A 24,680-nucleotide genomic window follows, 5' to 3' on the forward strand; every position below is an offset into this window, starting at 1 on the left:
TTCCAACTGTTGGAGCAAGCTATGATAAAAAAATTCTTCCAAACCGGTGCCGACCGACCAATTATGGACGAAACGCCCGAAAAAATTCGTTCGATTTATAAAAAATATCAGTGGCAAGTTTTTATTGGCTTAGTGTTCGGCTATGCCATGTTTTATGTAGTGCGTATGGCGTTGAGCGTAGTTAAAAAACCTATGCTCGACTCGGGAGTGGTCACCATTGAAGAATTGGGCTTAATGGGCTCGGCGTTCTTCTTTACCTATGCTATTGGTAAGTTTTCCAATGGTTTCTTAGCAGACTATGCCAATATTGGCCGCTTTATGTCTGTGTCTCTCATGCTTTCTTCCATTACGTGTATGATGATGGGGATGGGGGTTGCCGGTTTATTCTTCGTGATCCTGTGGGGGATGAACGGCTGGTTCCAATCCGTGGGTTCAGCACCTTCATGCGTCTCTATTTTCCAATGGTATTCGCCTAAACAACGCGGCAGTGTGTACTCCATTTGGGGTGGCTCACGTAACATTGGTGAAGCTATTAGCTGGATTCTGACCGCTTCATTAGTCAGTTTCTTTGGTTGGAAAATTGGCTTTGTTGGTGCCGGTATTGCTGCATTTGCCGCAGCGGCCTGTATGTTAATCCTGTTAAAAGACCGCCCACGTACCTACGGTTTACCTGATCCTGCAACAGCTTATGGCGAAGAACCCGAATCAGTAAAAGGCCATGATCCAGTCGCTATTCGTAAGGCTCAACTCTTTGTATTAAGACAACCTGTGGTATGGATTATTGCGTTAGCGTGTGCGGCTATGTATTCATCACGCTATGCTATGAGCTCTTGGGCTGTTCTGTACCTGCAATCGGAGAAAAACTATTCCCTGATCGATGCGGGTGTTGCTATGTCTTCCTACCCGATCGCTGGATTCTTCGGCGCTATCTTGTCTGGGGTTATTTCAGACAAAATCTTCAACGCTAACCGTCACATTCCGACCTTCTTATACGGTCTTGCCAATATCGTAGGTATGAGCCTGTTATTCTGGGGTTCTGAGAGCCGTATGATGGATGCCTTTGGCCTTGGTTTAATCGGTTTCTCTATCGGTGGTCTGGTGGTGTTCCTCGCGGGTTTAACGGCCTGTGACTTAATGCCTAAAAACGCGGTAGGTGCTGTAAAAGGCTTTATCGGACTGTTCTCTTATCTTGCCGCCTCTGTGCAAGAGATTGTTTCTTCTAAATTAATCCTAGTTACTGAAGTAGCTGGTGTTAAGCATTATGACTTTGGTAGTGCGCAATATTTCTGGTTAGGTACTTCAGTACTCTCCATTGTATTGGCCGCTTCGGTTTGGCGCGCGAAAAAAGTCACTGTCGTTGATTGATTAACCTGACGAGGTCATGGCGTTAATCATCATGACCTTTTTTAAAGCGTTTCTTCTCAACCATTAATCTCAAACTAAGTAAGAGAAACACGATGAAAAAAGTAATCTTAACCGCTTCAGTGTGTGCAATTTCCGCCTTACCCGTGTTGGCCGATGAATCACCCGCTGTATATGGTCGACTGGATTTATCCGTCACCCATTCTGAATTAAGTTCAACTGTTTATAGCGGTACTAGTGGCGTCAAGGTTGGTGAAAGCGGGACTTATCTTGAAAACAACTCATCCAATATTGGTGTAAAGGGCAAATCTGCACTCAGTGATGGCATTAATATCGTCTACAAGATGGAGTTTGGCGTAAACAATACCTCTAATCGGGCGAATGACTCCAGTAAAGTGTTCTCTGCGAGAAATACTTATCTGGGCGTAGAAACGGTTTACGGTACCTTACTTGTCGGTCGAAATGATACGGTTTTTAAAACCGCCGAAGGTAAAGTCGATATTTTTGGCACAACAAATGCCGATATTAATCAATTAGTCTCAGGTCAGACGCGCAGTGCCGATGGTATTTGGTATTACTCGCCTAAGTTATTTGGCTTGATGGATATTAACGCGACTTATTTATTACAAGATAATTATGATGCTGATGATGAGTTGTATGCCTTAAGTACCACGCTCGGGGATAAAGATCTTAAAAAGAACCCTTATTATTTTGCCGCCGCCATCAATAAAGGGATCGCCAATATTGATGCCTATCGTTTTGTGACCCAAGTAAAGCTGGGTGACATGAAACTGGGCGGGATTTTTCAACATACGGAAAGTTTGAAATTTTCCAATATGGAAGGGGACTCCTATTTTATTAACGCCACCTATGATTTATGGGGAACCACTTTAAAAGCGGAGTTTGGCCAAGATAGCTCGGGTTTAGGCGGTTATTTTTCTAAACTGGTTGGCCCAAATGAGCAAATAACGGACGTGGATATCAGCCAATTTACCCTTGGCGCGGATAAGAAACTGACCAAATCGACCCGTGTTTATACCCACTTTTCTATGTATGAAGGCGAGTATCAAATGTCTGGTATAACCCATGACATTGGCGACGATAAGGTTTTCACAGTCGGTGTTCGCTACGTTTTTTAACCTGTTAAATGAAAGCCGAGTGTATTGAGTGAGTCACACTCGGCTAACCTTCCAACTTAATGGCGCAGTAGAGGTGATTAAATTGGCCAATCTATATTTAATTAGTCAGGGAGACGCAGCAGTAGAAGTATTCCAGCCATCTGTACCTTCTCAAACTATGTTGTCCAGTCTTGGGGAGGTGCACGTGAATATGCTGGCACATTCCTTAAGGGATACTCGTTTTGAGATGGTGTATTCTTGCTCCTCACCCTTATCGATAGAGACCGCTGAAATATTAAACAGAAATCGAAAGCGCGCTATCTCTGTGATCAAGCGGTTAGCCTTAGCAGATTTTAAATCCGACTTTGAAATTAATGGCGAATGCTTTGATTTATCCCTGTGCATTTATACCATGATGGCGCAATCCCGCGGATTCTGTTCCTCCATCCATGCACAATTAAAAATAGTCGAAAAACGCTTATTAGAGATTGTTGAAAATATCGGCGCATTATACAAAGGCAATGTGCTTATTGTGATGGAACCTTTGATGGTGAAGTTATTAACCAATCATTTTTTAACCGATCAAAACTCTGAAACTAAGTGGAATACTATTCGTCCTACAAGTTTGAGCATCTTACATTCTGATGCCAAGGGATGCCATTTGATCCTCAATAACGATATTTCCCATTATCAATGTCAAAGTGTCGCCTAGTATATTGGCAAAACTAGCGCATTAGGCAAAATATGCATTTACCTTATGTTTAGGTTATTAAATTGATTAACAGAACGATTTATTTATTACGTCATGGACAAACACAGTTTAATGCAGAGTTACGTTTACAGGGACACTGTAATTCACCGCTCACTGAACTCGGTGAGTTACAGGCACAAACCTTGGGCTACGTGCTTAGCGAGTATGTTCAACATGCTGAAGACTGGGCATTTTATGTGAGTCCATTAGGGCGAGCGGTGCAAACCGCCGAAATCATCTGCCAGCAAATTGGCTTCCCCATTGCGCGTTTACAACAAGATGAGCGATTAAAGGAACTTGGCCTCGGTGACTGGGAGCAGCAGCGTGTCCCCCAAATCAAGCAAAAACAGCCAGAGTTAAATGATCTCGCCGATTGGTATACCCATGCTCCGAATGCGGAGTCGTTCGCCAGTATCAGTGAGCGCATTAAAGATTGGCTGCAGGATCCGATGGTTCCCGAGCGGGTGATCATCGTATCCCATGCGTTGTCTGGCGCGGTGTTTCGCGGGATTTATGCCAATCTGGATTATCACGAGCTTTGGGCGCAAGAGATGCCACAGGACGCCTTTTTTAAGCTTGAAGATGGTCAGGTGACAAGAATTCAGTGCCTTTGAGTTTTGGGACAAAATTAGCTGAACTTAACCTGACAAATTGCCAAATAGTGGTATTTTTTTACACTTTTCCCACTCCGCTTTAACTCCAGTATCTGTAATACTGCTCCAACATTCAGGTGAAATTGAGTGATGTGAAAAAGCGCGTTTATAGCGCGCATTGGGGGAGCGGATGAGTATGTTTGTCAAATTAACCATAGCGGCGACTGTCCTTGTGCTCAGTATTCTTGCCGCGGGCATTTATCGCTTTAACATGACCAATGATGATATTTACATGGTCATGGAAGATGGCCAAGTGTTGCAATACGATGAGGCTATGGCACAGGCCGATGCCAAGGCAAAAGCTAAAGAGGCGGCATTATCCTCGAGCGAAGATGCCATCGAATCTGTGGTACCAAGTGAGGTAAAACCGCTGGCGAACGCCTCCGAGGTGATGCTGAAACTCTTTAGCTTAAATACGGCGAATCCCTTTGAAGTGAAGCTGCCAGACAGTCAACTGCCAGTGGTATTGACACACTTTATTAAGATCAAGCAAACGGAATTTGCGTTGGGGGATTATCAGCAGGGGAGCGATAAGGGGCGGGTATTGCTGGATTATCTGCGGATCACGCCGCTTAATTTTGACCCCGCATTAGAGCCAGATACCCAAAGCGATGCGCCAGTACAGGACGATCCTAAGCAGCAGACCATGCCCTTTGTAGCGCCTTATTTAGTTACTAATCAAGGCTCTGGCGTGTTTTGGTATCTAGGCTTGTTTAGCTTGGATTATGGTCAAAATCGTTTGCAGCACTTAGGCAGTGTATTTATTGGCGATCGTATCGAGGTGGAGAATATCGAGCCCGTGTATCCCTTTGAAGCACCGTTTAAGGTTGCCGTCACCTACCGTGATAGGGCCGTAAATGAGCCCATGGCTGAGGAGCCAAGCGTGGTGAAAACCCTTGACGTCGGTGTGAGTGAAACTGAAATCAAGTCACTGCATTAGGTTTATATTGGGGCTTATGCTAAGTTAATTTTACCTCGGCTGCGGCTGAGGTATTTATTTCTCCTAGCAGTTTTGAAAGCTAAGGTTTTGAGAAAAAACATAAAATTAAAACAAGGAGCGTGTCATGGAAATGGCCAAAGTCATGGGCAAATTTGATGTTAAGCTCAATACCGAGAGTGCCTATGCCACAGGCGTGGGCGGCGTGAATCTTGGCAGAATGACCTTAGATAAAACCTTTTATGGTGAGTTAGATGCCCGTAGCCAAGGGGAAATGCTCAGTGCCATGACAGCCGTAAAAGGCTCGGCGGGTTATGTAGCGATAGAGCAAGTGGTGGGTAAACTGTGTGGCAGACAGGGCAGTTTTGTGCTGCAACATTTTGGTATTATGACCGATGGACAAAACCGCTTGCACCTTGAGGTTGTCCCCCATTCTGGAGCTGGTGAACTCACTGGGCTTTACGGCACTATGGCGATAAGCATCGAAAATGGTCAACATTTTTATGAATTTACCTTCTGCCTCGAACAAGAGCCGGAAACTTAAAACCAACACATTAAGTCTAAAGTGAGTCCTAAATATTTGCTCACGCGCGCAGATAAAACAAAACCAGCCTAAGCTGGTTTTGTGGTTTTTGTCTTACTGATTTATGGCTTAGTCACTTGGATAGAGTCACTTGGTTAGCCACAAGTTCAAGGAGTTAGGATACTTATGAGGTATTGACTTTGATCTTATCGACGACTTTTTTAACATCATCGGTGTTTTCGGCAATGGTCAGGGCTAATTGACGCTCGGCATCGCTCGCCACTTCACCTTTTAAGGTCACCACCCCATCGGCTACATCGACATTAATTTGGGTGCCCGAAACGTCGGTCGAGAATAACAGACGAGTTTTCACCACAGTTGCCACCTTAGAGTCGGTTAAGGTCTTCACCACCTCATTGGTGCCTTCGTCTTCTTTCATCACGGTTAACTTGTTATCGACCCCTTTTACGCCATCTAAGCTTTTGATGAGCTCAGCGGCGAGCGCCTTATCGACACTGCTCTCCACTTGACCGGTTAAGGTGACATGGCCGTTTTTCACGTCAGTCATAATGTCAAAGGAGTTGAGGTTAGTATTGAGCAACAAAGTCGTTTCGGCCTTGCCATCGAGCCAAGCATCTTTGGCATCGTCTTTCCAATCCTGTGCGGCGGCCACATTTAAACTGATAGAACCGACAAGTAAGGTGGTTAAGGCTAAAGTTGTCGTGTTTTTCATAATGATATCCTCCGTTGTTATCTCGAAGTGACTAAAGCGTGAATCGTGCCAATGTTTTTATCATACTGATTTTAAATGTGATTAATTGGAAAAGTGACTAGTTTTAGGTGTTTGGCTTTATCGCCAAATCGGCGCTTTTTACCGACAAAATGTAAATATTACCGAGGGTAATTAAGCGGTTTGGCATAAGTGGGATAGACGTTAAGAATCGCCAGATCGCAGGCAACAAAAACGCGGCTCAGTTGGCCGCGTTATTGGCTGGCATGGCAGCCTTACAGGGCTTGGCTACGCAGGTGTAAGGTATCTAAATGGATTTGTAGCCAGGCAATATCCTCGGCCAATTGGCTGATTAACCTTGGGTGATTGGCCTTTCTAATTAACTGTTTGAGGTGATTAAGGCGCTGACGCTCAAGCTCACAGAGTACGGCGAGGGCATCGGCGAGTTGCTGTTTAATAAGTAAAGCATCGACATCGGCATAGGGCCTAGTCTGCGACGGCGGCTCCGAATGCGGGCCTATGTGCGGGCCCATTTGTTGTAATGTTTGGGCGAGCAGTTGCTTAAATCGTGCCTGCATCCCTTGATATGTCTTGATTTGGGCAATAAAAATGCGTTTTAGGCTGTAGTCATCGACAGTGGTATTGGCCCGAGTATAAAAATCCACGCCGGTTTGGGTCAGCTCGATTAACTCATTAACCAGCTTAATATCGGCGCTCAACTCGGTCTGATGTTGCGCAACATTAGACGTCATAACGACCTCCTGTGGTAGTTTGGGCTGCTCCGCCGACACGGATTGCCCAACATTTTATGGACATTTCAGTTTCATTCAGCTTCTATGCATATTTCGTTCACTTTTTAATGATAAGTTAATGGCTTGATTTAACTGATGATATTTATCCATTGTCGCCAGTGCCTCGCTTATTATCGGCAACTCTTACAGTTGAGATTGTTAAAGTTTCACGGCTGGCATACAGTGGTGCTTCATTCACAGGGAGTGGCACAAGATGATCCGACCAACGCTTTTCTATCATCTACAGGACTTCGAGACCGAGCAGGCATTAGTGCAGCTCGAGGGCGCGCAGACCTACAACAAGCTACGCAGTACCGATGATTTATCTTGGATTAGTCAGCTGGAGGCCAATCGTATCGATGTGGCGATCATTGAGCTGCCCCGTCTAAGCCGTGAAGATTACTTAGCCTTACTCGAGTCCAGCGCCATTGCGGATGTGGAGTTTATTTTCCTCTCCGATGGCCTGCCGAATCCTCACCTCGATAAACTCTTGTCCAAATATGCGGGCTACCATTTCCGTAAGCCCATCGATATGTCGTTGCTGTGCGAAACCTTAGCGGATTTTGCCCAGCATCTGGTTGCCAATACTTCGACGCGCATTCGCCCCTTTGCTAGCGAATTAGACCAATATGGTCTGCTGGTGGGCTCCTCGTTACCTATGCACCGTTTGTATCGCACTATCCGCCGGGTGTCGGCCGCCGAGAGCAATGTGTTGATTATCGGCGAGAGTGGCGCGGGTAAAGAACTGGTCGCCAATACCATTCACTTAGCCAGCCCGCGGGTGAATAAGCCCTATATTGCGATTAACTGCGGCGCCTTGAGCCCAGAATTAGTTGATAGTGAACTCTTCGGCCATGTTAAAGGTTCTTTTACCGGCGCGAATCGCGATCATCAAGGGGTATTTGAGCAGGCCGAAGGCGGCACTTTATTCCTCGATGAAGTCACCGAAATGCCCCTAGAGCATCAAGTTAAGCTATTAAGAGTGCTCGAAAATAATGAATATCGTCCAGTCGGCAGCCCTAAGGTGCTCAAGGCCAATGTGCGTATTGTGGCGGCGACAAACCGCGATCCTTTAGTGGCGATTGAGCAAGGACAATTGCGGGAAGATTTGTACTTTCGCTTAGCGCATTTCCCCATTCAAGTGCCGCCATTGCGGGAGCGTGGGGAAGATATTGTCGGACTTGCGAAGCATTTTCTGGCCTATCGCAATGCGGCAGAAAAACAGAGTAAAGTGTTCTCGCCCTCAAGTTTAGAGGCGATTGCGGCCCACGCTTGGCCGGGAAATGTGCGCGAGTTAAAGCATGCCATCGAGCGCGCTTATATTTTGGCGGACCATGAGATTACCCCTGAGCATTTACAGCTTACGCCCAGTTTGGATAAGGAGGCGGCAGCGGAGGAAAATGTGGTGATCCCCCAAGGTATGCGCCTTGAGGAGCTAGAAAAAATCGCCATTTACCAAGCGCTTGAAACGAGTCAGGGCAATAAGACCGACACCGCCGAGCAGCTTGGGATCAGCGTTAAAACCCTCTATAACAAGCTCAGTAAATATGAGCAGGAGTCAGATGCTCAAACCGTTGTTGCTGATACCGTTAGCGAAGATTCCGTTAGCAATAGCGTCGCCAAGTAGTAACCTACATTAAATGCCTGAAAATAAGCTAATGCATTGATTCCGCTTTTGATTCAGCTTTGATTCAGAGTTTGGTTCAGAGTTTGGTTCAGAGTTTATTCTGAATGTGTTAGCTTATTTGGGCTCTGACTGAGGTTCATCATTTTGCGCTTGATAGGGCACAAACACTTTTAAAGAGGCGGGCAGGATATCGATATTGAGTTCCTCCGGCTCACAAATCTCGCCATCAATCACATACTTGCATGGGGGCTGACTGCTGATCTTCACCCTTTTAGCGTGGGCATGTTTCACTTTACCCGTGTTGGCCGAGGGCGCAGAGTCGCTATTGGCGGCCTCTTTAATCCAGCCGGTAAAAGCCAGTTCAGCCAGACTGATAAGCTGTTCATTCGGCTCATTATTTGAATCCAACCAAGTGATATCCAACAAGCCGTCGGTCATATTGGGTTCACCCTTACCTTGGGCGAGTAAGCTGGTAAAAGGTGCGGCATTGGCAACCACTAGGCTGTGGGTTTGCACTGTCATTGGGGCTTGGTCATCTAAAGTCAGCTGCAACTCGAGGTTGGTGTCGGTGTTCACCGCGCGCCACAAACCATCGAGGTAGGCGAGTTGGCCGAGGGCATTTTTACGCTCGCGGCTTGCCGACTCAATCATTTGCTCCTCAAACCCAATGCCGACCAGCAGTAACACCAGTCGCTCATTGCAACGCGCGGTATCTATGGTTTGTGTCTGGCCTTGGATAATATTATCAAGGGCTTGGGAGACGGCATTCAGCTTACTGCTTAAACCAAAGAGGGCGTGTGACAGGGCATTGGTGGTGCCTAGAGGGACAATGCCTAAGGTGATATCGGTATCGATAATCTCCGCCGCGACCTCAGTGACAGTGCCATCGCCCCCGCAAGCGATAATGATATCGGCGCCCTGAAGCCGTGCTTTTTTCGTTTGGGTTTGGGCGCTAATCTCTGGTGTGGTGAGCGCTAACTGCACCTCAAAATAACGTTTCAGTTCAGTGCAAATTTGTTCGCCATGGCTCTGCCATTTACCCGCGCCAGAGACGGGATTGGCGATAATCCAGGCTCGCTTATGTAGTTTGATTTCCCCTTGAGTGTACATCTGCTCCAGCGCTTTAAGTTGCCAGCGATTTAACCCTGCGGTTTTACGAATGCTTTTAATCTGTTGCAGCACCTCGGCAAAACTGAGTTCGGGGCGGCGGCACACAAGATAGGCGGCCAGCACCATCACGGAACGCCCGCGGCCGAGCGCGCAGTGGATTAATACCCGCTTTTGGGCGCGCACTTGGCGATGTAACCAGTTTATCGCCTGATTTAATTGGGCGCTAGTCGGTACGCTGTGATCAAGAATAGGGATATTTAGATAGTCGATATGCTCCTCATACAGGGACACATCGAGGCCGTCGAATTCGGCGGTGACATCTAAAATGGCGGTAATGCCATAACGATTCAGTTTAGGTAAATCGGCAGCGCTTAAGCGGCTACCCAAGTACAGATATTTATCAATAGCTTGCATTGAAGGCATGCTATCGCGGCGCCGTGCCCAGAGATTATAGAGTCGACATCCTAATAAAAATGGAATAAAGCCCCAACGGATATACCAAGGGATGGATCCATCCTGACGTTTTCTAAAAATACTGGCGAGATTAAACCAATAGGCCGAGCCGACAAGGGCGAGGGATAGGCTGCTCCATGCCCAAATAAAGGTGAGAATGGGAGAGTGCCCCGTTACGGCAAAATAGCCAAATAACAGCGCTCCGAACAGATAGAAATACTTAATGTGGATCCTACTCAGCATTGGCATCTCCTCCATTTATAAGCGGCGAGCCTCAGGGAAACCCACTTTATCGTAACCAATGGCTGTCGCGATAAAGTGGCTCGGTGGTACTCACTTGAACTGTGGTTCCCCTGATGGGCTCGTTTGCGGGACTATCTACTCTCCGTCAATCGTCCTAGCAGCGGGTATCTTTCGCTTTAACGCCTTCTTTCAGTTCTTCACAGGCATCTTCAATCGCATTGCCAGTATCTGTGATGGCTTCATCGATTTTTTCGCCTGCGTCCTCGGCGTGGTTGTCGCTACAGGCTGACAGTCCAAAGGTTAATAATAAAGCTAAAAATGCGGTGGTAATTATGGTCATAGGTTTCATATCGATTCTCCTTTTATCCAATTTAAGCGCGTGGTGCCTTGCCCTTAAGGGCGCTCACCAGCAGGGAAATCACAAGTAATACAATAAATAGGAAGAAAATAATCTTTGCGATCCCCGCTGCGGCGCCAGCGATCCCCGTAAATCCAAACAGTCCGGCGATAATGGCCACAACCAGAAACATTAAGGTCCAACCTAACATAGCCACCTCCTTTGTCTTTATTTCGGTTTTCTGTCTACTTTCACTCTGCATGTTTACGTCGAGCGAGCTAGTGGAGTTCGTTGTTGAGAGCTAGTTGAGTGAGCTAGGTTACGTCTTACATCCCGTTATCACTCAATCCCGCAATAAACTCACAAAGGGGATATTGCGAGCTTAATGCCAACTTTGAGATTTTAATTTAATTTATTGAATATTAAGATTATTTTTAAATGCTGTATTGACGGGAGTATTGACTGATATAAGCGTGATAGGCAATTTTTACCTGCGATTCGGTAAGAGTTGCAGTAGGGAAATCGAGGGGGAAATCTCGTCCATCAAAGTTTGTTTCTGTAATCCATTTTAAAATCAGGCCGTATGTATTTGATAGTTTGTAGGCGAGCATTGTCACGGCTGTGGGCATCGGGAAAAGGGATTTTTCCGTTGAGCCCCCAAGGATGGGTTTACGGCGCGCCACTGAAGTGACAATGCGGAGCGGAAACGGAACTCCAATCGGCTTTTGGCATTATGTATTCGATTGATTAAAAGCAACTATGCCGAGCGGAAGCTGAACCCGTAATCGAACCAAAAATGAAACCCCAAAATTTAACCCAAAAAAGCGGGTCAAGTTTTCACTTAACCCGCTCAATCAGCTTTAACCAATCGCATTAGCAGCCTTGCATTAGCAGCGTTGCAGTGGTTTCCAGCGTTGCAAGCTGACCGGAATACTTACCCCTTGGGATAACAACAGGTTAATCCGTGCTTGATAGGCGGCGCCCTGCATTAAATGTTTAGCCAAATCGACCGCATTGCGCTCGCGGTAATCATCTAAATAACTACCTTTTGCCCAGGCATTAAAGGCACCGAGGGCAGGGCCTGCCCAAATTTGGTAATCCATTTCGCGGCCAACTTCACCGGTGTTTGACCAGCGGCTCGAAAGACCCAAATACCAGCGGAAAATCAGTGCCATTTTGCGTTTTGGGTTATCCAGCGCGCGCTCAATTTGCTTAGGATCGCGCTCATTAAAGTGCGCTACAGTGCCTGCCCAAATCTCATCTAATGAGGCACGAAACACTTGCTCTTCCAGCTTTTGTCTTTCCTCTGTCGGGATCGCCTCAATCGAGTCGTAGCGGGTGTAAATCTCGTAGAGTTTATTGGCGCGCATCGGAAATAGGGTACCGCGCTTAACCACTTGTAACTTAACGCCCATTTCGAACATATCGGCGGCGGGCGCCATAGTCACATCGGCCATTTCGGTGGTGGCGAGTAATTTACGGGTATGTTCGCTGGCTCCGGCCTCAACACAGGCTTGGTTGATTGAGCCAGTGACAATATAGGCCGCGCCCATATTGAAGGTTGCCAGCGCCGCATCGGGCGTGCCGATACCCCCACCTGCGCCCACACGGATCGGCGTTTTGTATTGGTACTTGGCTTGAATGGTATCTTTGAGCGCCAAAATGGTCGGCAATAATGTGACCAAAGGGCGATTGTCGGTATGGCCGCCTGAGTCGGCTTCGGCGGTAATGTCATCGGCCATAGGGACAGATTGCGCCATCAACATTTGATCTTCGCTGATAAGCCCTTCGTTCACTAATTGTTGCAGCATCTTAACGGGGGCGGGCTCCATAAACTTGGTGGCCACCTCGGTGCGGCTGATTTTGGCAATCACTTTATTGCCAATCACAATCTCGCCGTTGGCATCGCGACTCAGACCTGCGGCGCGGTAATAGACGATTTGCGGCGTTAAGCCCAAGAAGGCCGAAGCCTCAACCGTACGCACTTGATGCTTAAGGAAGAGTTCGACACTGCCACGCTCAAGCGCTGGCTCGCTCGGGCTGTGAATGAGGTTAAAGGCGTAGGGGCCATTGGGCAATGCCGTTTGAATGCGTTTAATTGCGGCTTCAACGCGCGATGGGATTAACCCTGCCGCGCCAAAGGAGCACAAAATGCCCGCCTGACCTAGTGCAATAACTAACTCTTCCGAGGCGATACCGTTGGCCATGGCGCCAGCGTAGTAGGCGTATTTCACCCCATGCACGCGGCGAAAATTACTGTCGCCCAAGCTTTGAGTGCCAAGGGCGGGGGCGAAAGCACTCACAGGATGCAAACCATTGCTGGCGGCTGTATCCGCAAGGCCCACCACCTCGGCGCTTTGGGCTATGCCTAAGCCTTTTTCGGCATGATTGACTAAGTAACAGGCTTGATTGAGATCTTTAAGTTTTTTGCCAAGGGAATCGATATCGAAACTGATGGCGGCTTCATCAACCTGCCATGGCCAAGGACTGAGTTTTTTATTATCGAGTGTAGTATTCGTCATTTGGGCTTTTCACTTTTGGGTGTTTGGGGCCTGAATTGGTTTGCCGCAGTGGGGTTATTCCCTTGGCTGCGGCTGTTGTGTGCTGTTTTTAAGCTAATTGCTCTTAAGCTAACTGTGGTTAAAGCTGCAATGTAGGCGCTAGCGCTATGCCTCTTCTATGCAGATAGCGATATCGGTCACCTCATAAATGCGCAGGCTATCCTTACTCAGGTTGGCATCGCCCTTGATGATGCGTTTACCGTGTTTATCTTCAATGCTGGTGATATGCACATCCAGTGACATCTGTTTGTTTAATGGATTAATTTGACCGCGATACTTCCATTTAATTTCTGACAGAATTTGGCCAAATTTCGGATTATTGAAGCCTGCACCTAGGTCTTGGTCTATGGCATAGGTTTGCAGTAATTCGATAATCGCCTCGACGCCGAGGGAGCCTGGCATCACCGGATCCTGATGGAAATGGAACTGGAAGAACCAATCGCTCGGGTCAATGGTGCGCTCGGCGTACAAGTATCCCAGACCCTTCTTACCGCCAGTTTTTACAATCTCAGCCTTGTCGATAAAGTTCAGCTGACCACCCGCGAGGCGGTAGTGTGGTTTGCCCTGCGGCGCGACAAAACTGCGGCCGTTTTTATCTAACAGATTGATTTGGCTGTCGGCTTTTATACCGCGCTCAATATGCCACGCTTGGGTGATTTTACCATTGTCGATACCCAACTGGTTTTTGAGCGCATCGGCCTTAAAGTAACCGAAAACCGCATTACCACGGTAGAAGGGCTCGCCATCGCAGCTCAGTTCGAAACTAAAGTTTTGAATGATATTGCTGCCAGCAATCACTGTGGACAGCAGGCGCGAATCGTTGACTATGGTCTTACCGCGTAAATCCACTTCGCGCAGTAACTTGCCACTGCCATCGAGGTTGCGAAAGAATAACTCCTGCCCCGGGAAGCCTAAGGTCGTGCCCATATAACCCGAGATAAAGCCATTGGGCTGCAATGATATTTCCATCAGCACAGAGTAAGGCATTACGCTCGGGTGACTGTTTTTAGCGTAATACCACGCGTTGCTGGGCACTTCATACTCGGCAATACAGGAGGATGGCTTTTTCAGCTCCCCACGCTTGCCCTCAATGGAGACCACTCGGGTGGTGAGTTGCAGATCGCCACAGGGCGTGCGCGGCGGGATTAAGCCACGGTAAATACTAAAATCGGGGCCGAAGCAGTTTTCAATATCGCCGGTGGCAAATTCAAACAAATGGTAAGGCGTAAACGGCAGGGTGTCGGGCACGCGGTTGGCGTACTTAGAGCCTGCTGGCGCAATCGGCGCACTCACATGTTTAAGTGGCACAACGCCTTTATTCACGGGAGCGGCAACATCAGGGATTTGCGCCATCAGCGGCGCTTGTTCTGCTTGGTTGTCGATATTTGCTGCTTGGGTATCATTACCCTGTAAAGAGCGGTTCTGCAAAGGACTGCTTTGCGAATAGCGGGTGCAATCCGCTTCTTCTTTAATCATCACCCCGAGGTTTTGGAAATCCACCACCACTTTGCCATTGAGCAGGATATCGATATTCGCCTTGGCATAGGGGCGAGGACTCATGCCAATTTCGGTGACTTCCATGCGATAGGTGAGCGTGCCAGATTGTGGCAATACCTGACCGCGGCAGCGTACTTTTTGCGATGCGTTTTCAAGGGGTTGGAAACGACCGTTTGTGACGCCACCTGCTTGTGTATTAGCGTGCATACCAATATGCAGCATAAAGAATTGCAGTAACTGGCCACAACCCTCAGCCATGAGGGAGCCAGCCATCACTTGGTCGCCCTTGAAATGGCAGGGGAAATACCAATGGTCGGGGGCTAATTGCTTGTGACCTTCAATCAAGCCTAAGCCCCATGCGCCGCCATGCACTTCGAGCTTGCTGACTTGCTCGATCATCAGGAATTTTTCCGAGGCGAAGCACAGTGAAGGCTGGAGACCAAACTTTGCCTGATGGGCCGCATGTTCACCGCCGAAACAGCCGCCAATGTCGGCGCTCAGTAGACGGTGGATTTGGCCGTAGCTAAAGGCCGTTTGCGCGCAGTTAAGTAGCGGTGTGAAGCGCGGCTTATTGCCGTTTCGCGCATACTCATTGGCCAGTGCAATTTGTGCCTGCTCGCGCAGCTTAATTTCGGCCTCGGTGCGGATCACCCCTTTGCCATCGGCCAGTTCTTTATCGGTAAAAAATCCCGCGCAGCCGCCGTCCATCTTGAGGATCAGCTTATCGCCCACGAAGCATTCGTAGGAGAAGAAAAACAGCAGGGTATCGCCATTGCGGGCAAAGTGGTTGATGGAGATATCATAGCGCAGGGTATCACCGCCGCGGGGCAGATCCCCAAGGAAGGTGAGGGTGCAGTCGAGCAGGCGATAGACGCGCTCGCCTTTATTTTCAAAATCGATACCTAAGTAACTGATCAGCATTAAGTCGCACTGACCCGATTCGACCGCCACCGCCCAAGGAATTTGGCCATCGACCAAGAAGGGCGCATCCACGGGAATGTCGTACTCTGTGGTCATAGTGCTCGGCTGATAGCGGTTCATTTGCGCATTGAGCTTAGTCACCCGCGAGACCAGAAGATAATCCGAGGTCGGCAGACGCACGCGGCGTGCGTAGCTGTCGATAATGGCATAATCGTCGCCAAAGACCTTGGCAATGTCACCCTCGGCGTATTCCACCAAATCCTGATAGTTCCAAATGCAGGGCTTAGCCGCAGGAATAGGCGGTGTATAGGGGACAACATTCGCGTGATCAGGTTTTAACTCTGGTTTTAGTTCTGGTTTTAATTCTGGGATTGATACAGCTTGCTGCGCAGCAATGGGAGCGGCATTGGCGCTGCTGGCAACATGGGGTGCAACAGCACCCACTTGTGTCGTCTGGGATAATTGCGCCTTTAACAGCGCATCGGCCAGTTTGAGCCCTTGCTCACGGCTCTGTAAAAAGGCTAAGTGCGCCTCGCGGGCCAATTGCTGGTTTTGCAACAGTGCCGCGCAATCCAGCGCCAAGGGTGCCGCCAGATATTGGCGTGGTGCGTTAGATGACATACCGATCTCTACAGCTATTGGTGTGGCAAATGGGGTGGCGTTTTCAGCCCTGATATCAAGTGCTGCTTGTTCTGTGGGCTTAGTTTGTCTCGACTGTTGGGCTACAGGCTGCAACTGGCGCATTTTGCCTTGGATGGCGGCAAGTGCGGGCAGTGGCGTATCCATAATATGTTGATAGATATCGCGGCCACCGAGCGTCACGGGTTTGATTAAATGCTTTTGCTCACTTAGGGTTAAGTCCTGCTCAAGGCGCTGTTCTAGTTGTGCCGCCTGCGTTGCAGTCTGGCTTAACAGCAGCAGCGAGCTCACGCCTTGGCTTTGGGAGGAGACTAATGCCTGTTTAGCGGAGTATTTATCTGAACCCGCAGACCCGTTCTTTAGGCTTAACAGGGCACTCAGAAGACTGGCCATACCCGCAGCGGCAAAGTTATGTCCAAGGGTGTTGGCGACTCGGCTGCATGGCGTCCCCATAAGATTAAGCTGCGCTAATAGCTGCTCCGCTGGTAGTTGCTCTTCTGGGGCAATACATTGCTCAACCATATGGATGGCAGAAGGCATAGAAGGATTGGTGACAGCCGTTTCGGTTATCAGCGAATCAAGCAGCTTGGGCAGCTGATGATTTGTGCCAAATGCTTGACCTAGAATGTTCCCGTAACCCGTTTGATCACTCTTACTCGCCTGCTGGTTTGTCAGCACGATAGCGCCCGCGCCTTCACCCACCTTCCACTGTGGATTCGCGCTGTCGGCATCGAGATCTACGGCGGCTTGAGCATTTTTCAATATGATCTGTTCAACACTGCCGCTTAAATCCACGGCGGCAATCACTACGCCATCGAGTGCCTCTTGGGACAGTAAGTTTTGCGCCACATCGATACAGCGAGCGACCGATTGCTCGGCGGCTGAAATGGTAAACGCCGGGCCGTTAAAATTCCACAGCGAGGCGATGCGCGACGCCATAATATTGCCAATAAAGCTGGTGTATTGATTGAGCTTGGCTGCATCGAGCACGCTGTCCATGGCGATGGCTTCGAGGGCGAGGTATTCATCATTGGAGAGGTGAACGCCTTGTTTCTTTAAGCTATTCGCAAGTTGAGTGTGCAAATTCACGCGGCCACGGACTTGGTGCAGTTCGAGCTCGGTTTCCATCGCCACTAACACGGCGACCTTGCTGCCTGCGATTAACTTGGCATCGCGAATCGCTTCGTCGGCGACTTTGATCAGCAACAATTGCTGGGAGATAAGCCTGTCATCCTCATTGGGCGGCACTTTAAAGCGCAAAAAGTCGAAGTCAAACTGTTCGATATAGGCGCCTTTGGGCGCGCGATTTAGGCCAAATTGGTTAAGGATATCGGGGTGTTTATCTAAGCCTTTCCATCGTTTAGCTGGCAGTGGGATAAAGGCATCCGTTTGAGCTAATAGCGCATTATCCAGCGCATTGATGGAGGCCAAAGGCCCAAAGTGCGACGCCATACCGATAACGGTTAATGCTTGCTGCTGATAAGCAGGTTTGTTGGCTTGCTTCTCGGCGCTGTGCGCTGTTGGTTGATAGGATTCCAACAACAAATGGGCATTACAGCCGCCAAAACCAAATACAGATACCCCCGCATGGCGACGATCGTTGCCGGTTTTATCGGGCCAAGTCTGCAGCTGAGTGGGAATATTATTACCGCTAAACAATCCCTTAGGTGATGAAATCGGCGCCTTGAGGTTGATACTCGCCGGCAGCTGCCCTGAACGCATGGCGAAGATCATTTTCATGATCCCAGGCATGCCGGCAGCTGTGAGCAAATGCCCAAGGTTGGATTTAGCCGAACCTATCAGCGGCGCTTTAGTGCCGCCGAGTTTATCTTCGAAAAAACGCTCCATCGAGGTGAGCTCAACCTTATCCCCCAGCGGCGTGCCGGTGGCATGGCATTCAATCACTTCGATATTGCTCGGATGCGTGTTAGCGGCGGCATAGGCGCGCTCGAAGGCTTGCACTTGACCCTTACTGTTGGGGCTTAAGACAAATTGGCCTTTGCCATCGTTCGATAAACCAATACCACTGACCACGGCATAGATATTATCACCATCGCGCTCGGCATCCTCTAAACGCTTAAGCACTAATACGCCTGCGCCTTCGCCTGCGAATAAGCCTTTGCTATTGCTATCGAAAGGCGCCGAAATCCCATGGTCTGGATAGGCGTGGAAAATCGAGAATCCCATATTGATAAAGAAGGGATCGGCGCCCGATACCGCGCCCGCGAGCATCATATCAGCCTTGCCCGTAGTTAAATAATCGCAGGCCAATTTGAGGGCATAGACAGAGCTGGCGCAGGCGGCATCGAGGCTGAGTTGTGCGCCACCAAGGCCGAGGGCATCGCTTAACAACTTAGACGCCGTGTGGGCGATGGCGCCATTGGCGGCCTGTTGCGTGCCCGCAATCGAACCATTAGCGAAGGACTCTAGAGCAAATTCGGGTTGATTAAGCTTGGTTTTTAATGCCTTTTCAACCGCTTGATGGTAAATCGGTAAAAACAGCTCATTGGAGCTTGCGGTCGGGAACGACAGCGTGCCCATCACTATCCCTGTGCGTTCAAGCAATGGCGCCGTTAAATCCACACCCGCATCCAGCAGGGCTTTTTTACTGCAATCTAATGCCCATAAAAAGCTTTCATCGAGTCCCTTAAAGGCCGTCGGCGGCAACTGATAACCCTGTGGGTCAAAACGAAAGTGGCGGATATAGCCGCCCTTATCGCAATAAAAACGGTCGGCTTGGCCTTGAACACCTTGGTAATCCGCTGGATTAGCATTGAGTTTGGCCGCATCGATTTGGCTGCGGGAGTCTTTTTTATCCAGCAGATTTTGCCAAAACTGCTCCGGTGTGTCGGCATCGGGATACTGAACGGCAAGTCCGACGATGGCAATCTTTGGCATTGCCTGTGAGTTTTGGCTCTGGTCGTTTAGCACAGCGGTGTTGTGTTGCAGAGTGGGGTGAGCATGCATTTGAGAACTCAAAGGGGTTCTCCTTCTTGGAATACGTTTGAATAATGGCCTAATGCGCTGGCGCTGGCAGAATGTGGCGCTATCGTTTTCGCTGTAGTCTTATCTGCCGATTGAGGCATTAGCGGCGCAAGGGAGAGTGGCACTCTATGGCTGATAAGTTGAGCTAAGCATTTGAGTAAACTGGTGCTCGTATCGCTGCCCTTGGCATTGCATGCCATGGCAAATATCGGTTGCCCCTGTGTTTGAGTGCCATCGGCGTCCAACTCAAGTTGTCGGCCGATTTTATCGATAAGTGTGCTGGTTTGACGATCGGCGCCCACCTCAACAAATAAGCGCGCACCTTGGTGATACGCGGTGTTAATCAGCGTGGTAAAATTGAGCGGCGCGCAAAAGGTGTCGGCAATACTCTTGGCAATGCTTTGGCTGTCGATATTGACGGCGCTTTGCTGCGCCGAGCTAATAAAACGCACCTGAGTCTCGCAGGTATTCGTCTTTAAGCCTAAGGTATAAAACCTTTGGATTGCACTGTGCTGTGACTGCGAGGGCGGAGTATGCATGGCGGTGACTTTATTGCTGGCAATGCCACGCTTACCCAGCCTTGCAAGGAGTTGTAAGCAGCTTGCTTCGCAGCCTGCGATAATACTGGTATCGCCCTGTTCGATGGCCAGATAAACCCGTGGACAATCAGGGAGCATGGCATTAATTTCGGCACGAGAGGCGCGCACTAAAAAGCTATTCCACACTAGCGGAGCATCTTCACTCAATTGCCAATCGCGACGCACCGCAAGCAGTGGGCCTGAAATCTCCTGATTGAAGATGGCGCTGTTTTGGGTGGCGTTAATTAGGGCGTGTGGCGTTTGCCAAATATCCAAACTAGCCCACATGGCCGCTTCACCCATGGAATAGCCCAGAGCGAGTTGCGGTTGGATATTAAAGACTCGAGTCAGCAGCCGACTAAAAAGGTAACTGGCGCCAACACCGCTAATCGCAAGCTGGCTTAAGCTCATGTCTGCCGAGTCTTTTAAATCAACAGCACTTTTTACATCAACGGCACTTTTGGCGTATGCAGCGCTTTGGTAAATCGCCTCGGCCTGCAGCATGGCGGCTAAATCGCCCTCGCGTTCAAGCTCGCGATAAAGCTCAGGGAAATAGCCATGCAAGTCACTGAACATATTCGGATAAACTGTGCCAACCCCTGGATAGACAAAGGTTAAGCCCGTATCGCCGAGGGGCGAGGCTGTAAAATAACTGCCCGCAGGGGTCTTAAAGGCTAGATTGGCCGATGGCGTTGGCACTGGAGTCTGTTGCGTCTTTTCAATATAAGCGCGCATCGCCTTGGCTTCTTGCATTAACTCCTCAAGGGAGCCTGCCATCAGCACTAGGGCTAATTTATCCTGTGCTTGATAACGCTCAAACCAATCATTGCCTTGGGTACTAAGCCAATCCGTATCGGGAAAGCTTGCCGATAAATTCAATGAATCAATCAATTGCGACAACTCAATTGTTAAAGATTCAAGTGTATTGCCGCTAATGGGAATAAACAGTCTATTGGCATTGAGCAAAGGCTGAGGGATAAGCCGAGTGCCTTGGGTTAAGATAAGGCTTTGGGCGGTGCTCGCTTGAGGGGGCTTACCCAAGAGATTTAGGCTTAATACCCTTGCCTGATGGGGCTTGGTAAACCAATAGCCTAGCTCCGCGGTTTTTACTGGCTTTTCAGCGCGCAGTTCAGCGTGTTGTTCAGCAAGTTGTGCTGCATCAGTCGCGTCAAGCATTGGTGTAATACCTGCTAGCGTTCGATGACTTAATGCCTCAACCGCTTGAGCTAGTACATTCAACTGACTGGCAAGATTGCCTGCATCCGCGTAGCAATTTACCGCCTGAGTACAATCGCGTTTCGCCAAGCTAAAAGCGCTGTTTAAGCAGCGCTCGACTGTATTTGTATTGATAGTATTTGTATTTTTTTCTGCAGGTGTTTCAGCTTGAATTTGCGCTAATGCTGAAATATAAGCCTCGGCATGCAGGTGTAACTGCGCAGCCATCAGCCCATCGAGCAGATACAGGCTGCGGATTTGTTGCTGATATTCAAAGCGAATTTCAACAAGTTGTTTTTGCGCAATATGGACGAGTTGCTCGTTGAGTAAGTCAACCAAGGTGGGCTCATCTTTCGGCTCATTGGTTAATGGTTTATCTTCGACATTAAGCCGCACCCGAGAGTCCAGCAGGCGCTGTAGCGCAGTAAAATCAGTTTGAGTAGGGCTAAGCGCTGCCTGCATTCCAGTACTGCCAAGTTGAGCATCACTAAGCCACGCATCACCAAGCCACAGTGCAATACGCAGTGGCTTGGCAGGCGAGCAGTTTAATGCGGCATGCGCGCTTGGGTCGAGTGTCACTTAACACTTACCTCGGCCGAGCTTTGGGCGACTGCCTGCTCTTGCACCTGTTGCTGAGGTTTATTGGCCAAAAACGCTTGGTTGAGCGTCTTACTGACTGTGACCTTGGCCCGTTTCATTGCGCAGCTTAATCGGCCATCTTGATGATAGAGCGCAATATTGGCTTCAAGTGAACGGGACGAATGCTTGATAACATCCAGCACTAATACTGCCTTCTCGCCAAAACCTAAGGGCGAATAGGACACAAACTCGCCAATGGCACTGGGTAAGCTTGCCGCTTGATATTTAAGGCGCGCCCACACGAGCATGGCCTGCAATAACAGATCTTCGGCAAAGGGTTGTGTGCCTTTATCCTCAAGATTGGGTGCAAACTCGCCGCAGTCATCTATGGCCACCGCTGGCAGTGCTACCTTAGCTATGAGCTGCTGGTCATCAAAGGCGAGTACTTCGCTTATGCCTTGCAGTCTTGGGCCATGGAACAGTGTGCCATCGCTGTAGAGCAATTCGCGGTTCGCGATAGCGGGTTGCAGTACCATCTCCTCCATCAGAGAATGCAACTCGCCAACCTCGAAACGCTGCTCGTCTGGCGTGTCATCCGTCTGCGCCACTAACACCGCCTGATACTGCGGACGACCTTCAAAGCTAATCAGCGCGGTTAACGTCTCTGTCGATTGTTGTGTAGTGTCAGTAAGCAGCGTGAGCATCAATTCGAGCTCAATAGGCGCATCGCGGGCAAGCAGCGCCTCATCGAAGATTATTCCCTTGAGCAGTCGATAATCGCTGACACTCACCGCCTTACCTAAATGGGCCTTGGCGGCCTCACGCATCCAATCGATGGCGCACACCGTTGGCAACACCGCATGACCGTTGATGCAATGATCCTCAATAAAGCTCATGCGTTTAGGGTCGAGGCTGCGCATGACGCGAATGCTTTGCTGCACCGTTTGGGCCATAGGCTGCGGATCTAACGCCATGGTTAGATCCGCTTCAGGCTTTTTTGCTGATGCAGCTTCAACAGTATTAGCGGTATTGCCCTGCATATCGGTTCCGACCAACAGCTGCGCCCCTGTATCACTCAATAATTGGCTGGCAAATAACTCGGCACCGGCTTTGAGTGGAATGACATAGACCCCGCGGTCGATAAACATCTTTTTCAGCGCAGGATTGACCATGCCGCCATCCCAAGGACCCCAGTCAAAGCTCATCACCTTGGCTTGTGGCAATTGCTGCGCGAGTTGCAGCGCAGCCTTGTTGAGAATGTCGTTAGACATGGCGTAGTCGCTCTGGCCGGTATTGCCGTAAAAACCCGCCGCCGAAGAGAACAGGGCGATGAGTGTTAACTGGCTAAGATCCAGTGCCGACAGCAGATTGTTAAGTCCGGTCACCTTAGTGCCATAAACGCGTTCAAGTTCACTTAAGGTTTTGTCTTGAATATGTTTATCGGCAAGTACGCCCGCGCCGTGGATAATCCCCGTGATGGGCGATAGGGCGCTGATAGGCGCAATAGTGCTGGCAATGGCGGCAGGATCGTTAACATCCAGGCTTAAGTATTCGGCGCTGGCGCCCACTGCTTCAAAGGCCTGCAAGGCATGGCTGATTTCAAGGCTGCTTTGTACTGGCCAAACTAAGGCATCCACTTGTTTTGGTGTGGGTTTATCACCCAGGCTTTGCAGATGTGCAATGGCTGCTGCTTTCAGCTCGTTGCGATTTTTACCCAGAGCCCAAGTGGGGATCCCCTGATGGGCGCTGCGACCCGCGAGGATAAAATGTGCCTTGCAGTGTTTCGCTAAACTTAAGGCGCACTCGAAGGTGACACCCTTAGCGCCGCCTGTGACGAGGATTTTGTCCGCAGACGAGAGAGACGCGCCACTGCGGCGAAGCACGGCATTGCCCGCGACTAAGGTGGTGCGCTCAAGCTCGCTATCAATACCGACTTCGACTGGCGCATCTTGGAAGTAGTATTCCTGCACTACCGCATTGGCGACCGTCTTAGCGTCCAAGTTTGGCGCGATATCCAGCGCGCGGCAGACCACTCCCGGCCACTCGTGATTTAAGGTTTTAGTGAGCCCAGAGAGCGCCGCTTGGTTGAGTTCACTCTGGTTAATTAGAGCGCCAGCCAACTCGTTCATGCCGATATAGCCAAAGCCACCGTCGATACGGCTGACGGTGACAAAGCGGCAGTGGTCGCGCTCAGTTAACAGCGGTTGTAAGTGCTTGGCGAACAAGAAGGCTTGCTCGACCGAGGCTTTGGCGTCGTCTGCCAGCACTAAGCCAGCACCTTTATCGGCAACGGACTTATACTGTGGCTGCAGATGAATAAAACCGGCGATTTGGCCAAGCGCTTCAATCTGATTGATGACCTCACAAATGCTTTCATCATCAATCGCCTCCAGCGTGAAGCTGGCAATATGGCTATCGAGTGGTGATGCGCTGGTCACAACCGTTTTCGGTGAGCGTACAACCGCGACCTTAACGCCTTGGGCGTGAAGCTTTTCGGCAATCACCCCCGCGTTGTGGCCATCGTCGCCGATAACGACGTAACTGTTTGCCGTCAGTTGAACATCGCTAGTTGCTATGATGCGCGCTAACTCAGCCGCCGCTGGCAACTTTTTTAGCATCACCTCACTATGGGGCGGCAGGTCGATGGTGTCCTCGACGGTTTCTGCAATTGCCTCTTGAATTGGCGCAGCATGGTTTGGCTGTTGCGCCTTACTTGATGATTGCGAACCAGCATAGAGGGCGACAATTTCACCCAAGGTGCGACACTCGGCTAAATCCTCTGGGCTCAGTTCTGGCAGGTTCGGTAATTCGTCCTGTACCGTGCCTAAAATTTCCACGCGCTTAATGGAGTCGATACCAAGGTCCGCTTCCATATCCATGCTTAGTTCGAGCATTTCAACGGGATAGCCGGTCTTGTCGGCTACAACCGCCATCATAGTGCGTTCAATCTCGCCATTAGAAACCGCCGCGGTTGTGGCTACTGCACATTGTGTCGCATGGCTGAATTGTGCAGTAGCTGTTGCAGGAGTCGCTTGGCGAAAGAGCGAGACAAATTCCCCTAGGGTGCGAC

General features: G+C 49.5%; 16 protein-coding genes. 7 read left to right on the forward strand and 9 right to left on the reverse strand.

Features of this window, described 5'->3' with window-relative positions:
- The first annotated feature begins 21 nt into the window (after positions 1–21).
- From ACK5NH_RS09985 to ACK5NH_RS10010, 6 genes are all read left to right on the forward strand, one after another.
- Complete coding sequence (locus ACK5NH_RS09985; protein ID WP_416919693.1) at positions 22–1,365, forward strand: MFS transporter; 1,344 nt, start codon at positions 22–24, stop codon at positions 1,363–1,365.
- Positions 1,366–1,457: 92 nt separating this feature from the next.
- Complete coding sequence (locus tag ACK5NH_RS09990) at positions 1,458–2,501, forward strand: porin (protein ID WP_416919695.1); 1,044 nt, start codon at positions 1,458–1,460, stop codon at positions 2,499–2,501.
- Between the two features lie 157 nt (positions 2,502–2,658).
- A complete protein-coding gene (locus ACK5NH_RS09995; protein ID WP_416919724.1) occupies positions 2,659–3,192 on the forward strand; it encodes a histidine phosphatase family protein in 534 nt (177 codons plus the stop codon).
- A gap of 62 nt (positions 3,193–3,254) precedes the next feature.
- A complete protein-coding gene (locus ACK5NH_RS10000) occupies positions 3,255–3,845 on the forward strand; it encodes a histidine phosphatase family protein (protein WP_416919697.1) in 591 nt (196 codons plus the stop codon).
- 169 nt (positions 3,846–4,014) lie between these two features.
- The gene (locus ACK5NH_RS10005; protein ID WP_416919699.1) at positions 4,015–4,824 is read left to right on the forward strand and encodes a hypothetical protein; all 810 of its coding nucleotides are present in this window, start codon (positions 4,015–4,017) and stop codon (positions 4,822–4,824) included.
- Positions 4,825–4,948: 124 nt separating this feature from the next.
- Complete coding sequence (locus tag ACK5NH_RS10010) at positions 4,949–5,365, forward strand: DUF3224 domain-containing protein (RefSeq protein WP_416919701.1); 417 nt, start codon at positions 4,949–4,951, stop codon at positions 5,363–5,365.
- Between the two features lie 163 nt (positions 5,366–5,528).
- Here the strand turns inward: ACK5NH_RS10010 and ACK5NH_RS10015 are convergent, their stop codons facing one another.
- Both ACK5NH_RS10015 and ACK5NH_RS10020 read right to left on the reverse strand, forming a co-directional pair.
- On the reverse strand, positions 5,529–6,077 hold the full coding sequence (locus tag ACK5NH_RS10015; RefSeq protein ID WP_416919703.1) for a BON domain-containing protein: 549 nt from the start codon (positions 6,075–6,077) through the stop codon (positions 5,529–5,531).
- Positions 6,078–6,349: 272 nt separating this feature from the next.
- Positions 6,350–6,826, reverse strand: coding sequence for a hypothetical protein (locus ACK5NH_RS10020; RefSeq protein WP_416919705.1), 477 nt, complete (start codon positions 6,824–6,826; stop codon positions 6,350–6,352).
- A 253-nt stretch (positions 6,827–7,079) separates the two neighbouring features.
- Here ACK5NH_RS10020 and ACK5NH_RS10025 point away from each other — a divergent pair, with 253 nt between their 5' ends.
- Positions 7,080–8,492, forward strand: a complete 1,413-nt coding sequence (locus tag ACK5NH_RS10025) for a sigma-54 interaction domain-containing protein (protein ID WP_416919707.1) — start codon at positions 7,080–7,082, stop codon at positions 8,490–8,492.
- Between the two features lie 114 nt (positions 8,493–8,606).
- Here ACK5NH_RS10025 and ACK5NH_RS10030 read toward each other — a convergent pair whose 3' ends face one another.
- The 7 genes from ACK5NH_RS10030 to ACK5NH_RS10060 all read right to left on the reverse strand — a co-directional run.
- Positions 8,607–10,298 carry a diacylglycerol kinase family protein gene (locus tag ACK5NH_RS10030; RefSeq protein WP_416919710.1) on the reverse strand — a complete coding sequence of 564 codons (1,692 nt, stop codon included), beginning with the start codon at positions 10,296–10,298 and terminating at the stop codon, positions 8,607–8,609.
- A 154-nt stretch (positions 10,299–10,452) separates the two neighbouring features.
- On the reverse strand, positions 10,453–10,647 hold the full coding sequence (locus ACK5NH_RS10035; RefSeq protein WP_023267356.1) for a hypothetical protein: 195 nt from the start codon (positions 10,645–10,647) through the stop codon (positions 10,453–10,455).
- Positions 10,648–10,669: 22 nt separating this feature from the next.
- Complete coding sequence (locus tag ACK5NH_RS10040) at positions 10,670–10,846, reverse strand: DUF1328 domain-containing protein (RefSeq protein WP_416919712.1); 177 nt, start codon at positions 10,844–10,846, stop codon at positions 10,670–10,672.
- 676 nt (positions 10,847–11,522) lie between these two features.
- A complete protein-coding gene (gene pfaD / locus ACK5NH_RS10045) occupies positions 11,523–13,157 on the reverse strand; it encodes an eicosapentaenoate synthase subunit PfaD (protein WP_416919714.1) in 1,635 nt (544 codons plus the stop codon).
- A 144-nt stretch (positions 13,158–13,301) separates the two neighbouring features.
- Complete coding sequence (locus ACK5NH_RS10050; protein ID WP_416919726.1) at positions 13,302–19,220, reverse strand: beta-ketoacyl synthase N-terminal-like domain-containing protein; 5,919 nt, start codon at positions 19,218–19,220, stop codon at positions 13,302–13,304.
- Positions 19,221–19,228: 8 nt separating this feature from the next.
- Complete coding sequence (locus tag ACK5NH_RS10055; RefSeq protein ID WP_416919728.1) at positions 19,229–21,493, reverse strand: PfaB family protein; 2,265 nt, start codon at positions 21,491–21,493, stop codon at positions 19,229–19,231.
- 113 nt (positions 21,494–21,606) lie between these two features.
- Positions 21,607–24,680 (reverse strand): SDR family NAD(P)-dependent oxidoreductase (locus ACK5NH_RS10060; protein WP_416919716.1); only part of this gene is annotated, 3,074 nt, incomplete at its 5' end.

The organism is Shewanella sp., assembly GCF_047975355.1.
Taxonomy (GTDB): Bacteria; Pseudomonadota; Gammaproteobacteria; order Enterobacterales; family Shewanellaceae; genus Shewanella.

Bases quoted from the DNA above. Each gene is read 5' to 3' on its own strand.
- ACK5NH_RS10025 (WP_416919707.1), top strand. From the start codon at position 7,080: ATGATCCGACCAACGCTTTTCTATCATCTACAGGACTTCGAGACCGAG.
- ACK5NH_RS10050 (WP_416919726.1), bottom strand. From the start codon at position 19,220: ATGCATGCTCACCCCACTCTGCAACACAACACCGCTGTGCTAAACGAC.
- pfaD (WP_416919714.1), bottom strand. From the start codon at position 13,157: ATGACGAATACTACACTCGATAATAAAAAACTCAGTCCTTGGCCATGG.
- ACK5NH_RS10005 (WP_416919699.1), top strand. From the start codon at position 4,015: ATGAGTATGTTTGTCAAATTAACCATAGCGGCGACTGTCCTTGTGCTC.
- ACK5NH_RS09985 (WP_416919693.1), top strand. From the start codon at position 22: ATGATAAAAAAATTCTTCCAAACCGGTGCCGACCGACCAATTATGGAC.
- ACK5NH_RS10040 (WP_416919712.1), bottom strand. From the start codon at position 10,846: ATGTTAGGTTGGACCTTAATGTTTCTGGTTGTGGCCATTATCGCCGGA.
- ACK5NH_RS10055 (WP_416919728.1), bottom strand. From the start codon at position 21,493: ATGCAGGCAGCGCTTAGCCCTACTCAAACTGATTTTACTGCGCTACAG.
- ACK5NH_RS10035 (WP_023267356.1), bottom strand. From the start codon at position 10,647: ATGAAACCTATGACCATAATTACCACCGCATTTTTAGCTTTATTATTA.
- ACK5NH_RS10020 (WP_416919705.1), bottom strand. From the start codon at position 6,826: ATGACGTCTAATGTTGCGCAACATCAGACCGAGTTGAGCGCCGATATT.
- ACK5NH_RS10030 (WP_416919710.1), bottom strand. From the start codon at position 10,298: ATGCTGAGTAGGATCCACATTAAGTATTTCTATCTGTTCGGAGCGCTG.
- ACK5NH_RS09990 (WP_416919695.1), top strand. From the start codon at position 1,458: ATGAAAAAAGTAATCTTAACCGCTTCAGTGTGTGCAATTTCCGCCTTA.
- ACK5NH_RS10015 (WP_416919703.1), bottom strand. From the start codon at position 6,077: ATGAAAAACACGACAACTTTAGCCTTAACCACCTTACTTGTCGGTTCT.
- ACK5NH_RS09995 (WP_416919724.1), top strand. From the start codon at position 2,659: ATGTTGTCCAGTCTTGGGGAGGTGCACGTGAATATGCTGGCACATTCC.
- ACK5NH_RS10010 (WP_416919701.1), top strand. From the start codon at position 4,949: ATGGAAATGGCCAAAGTCATGGGCAAATTTGATGTTAAGCTCAATACC.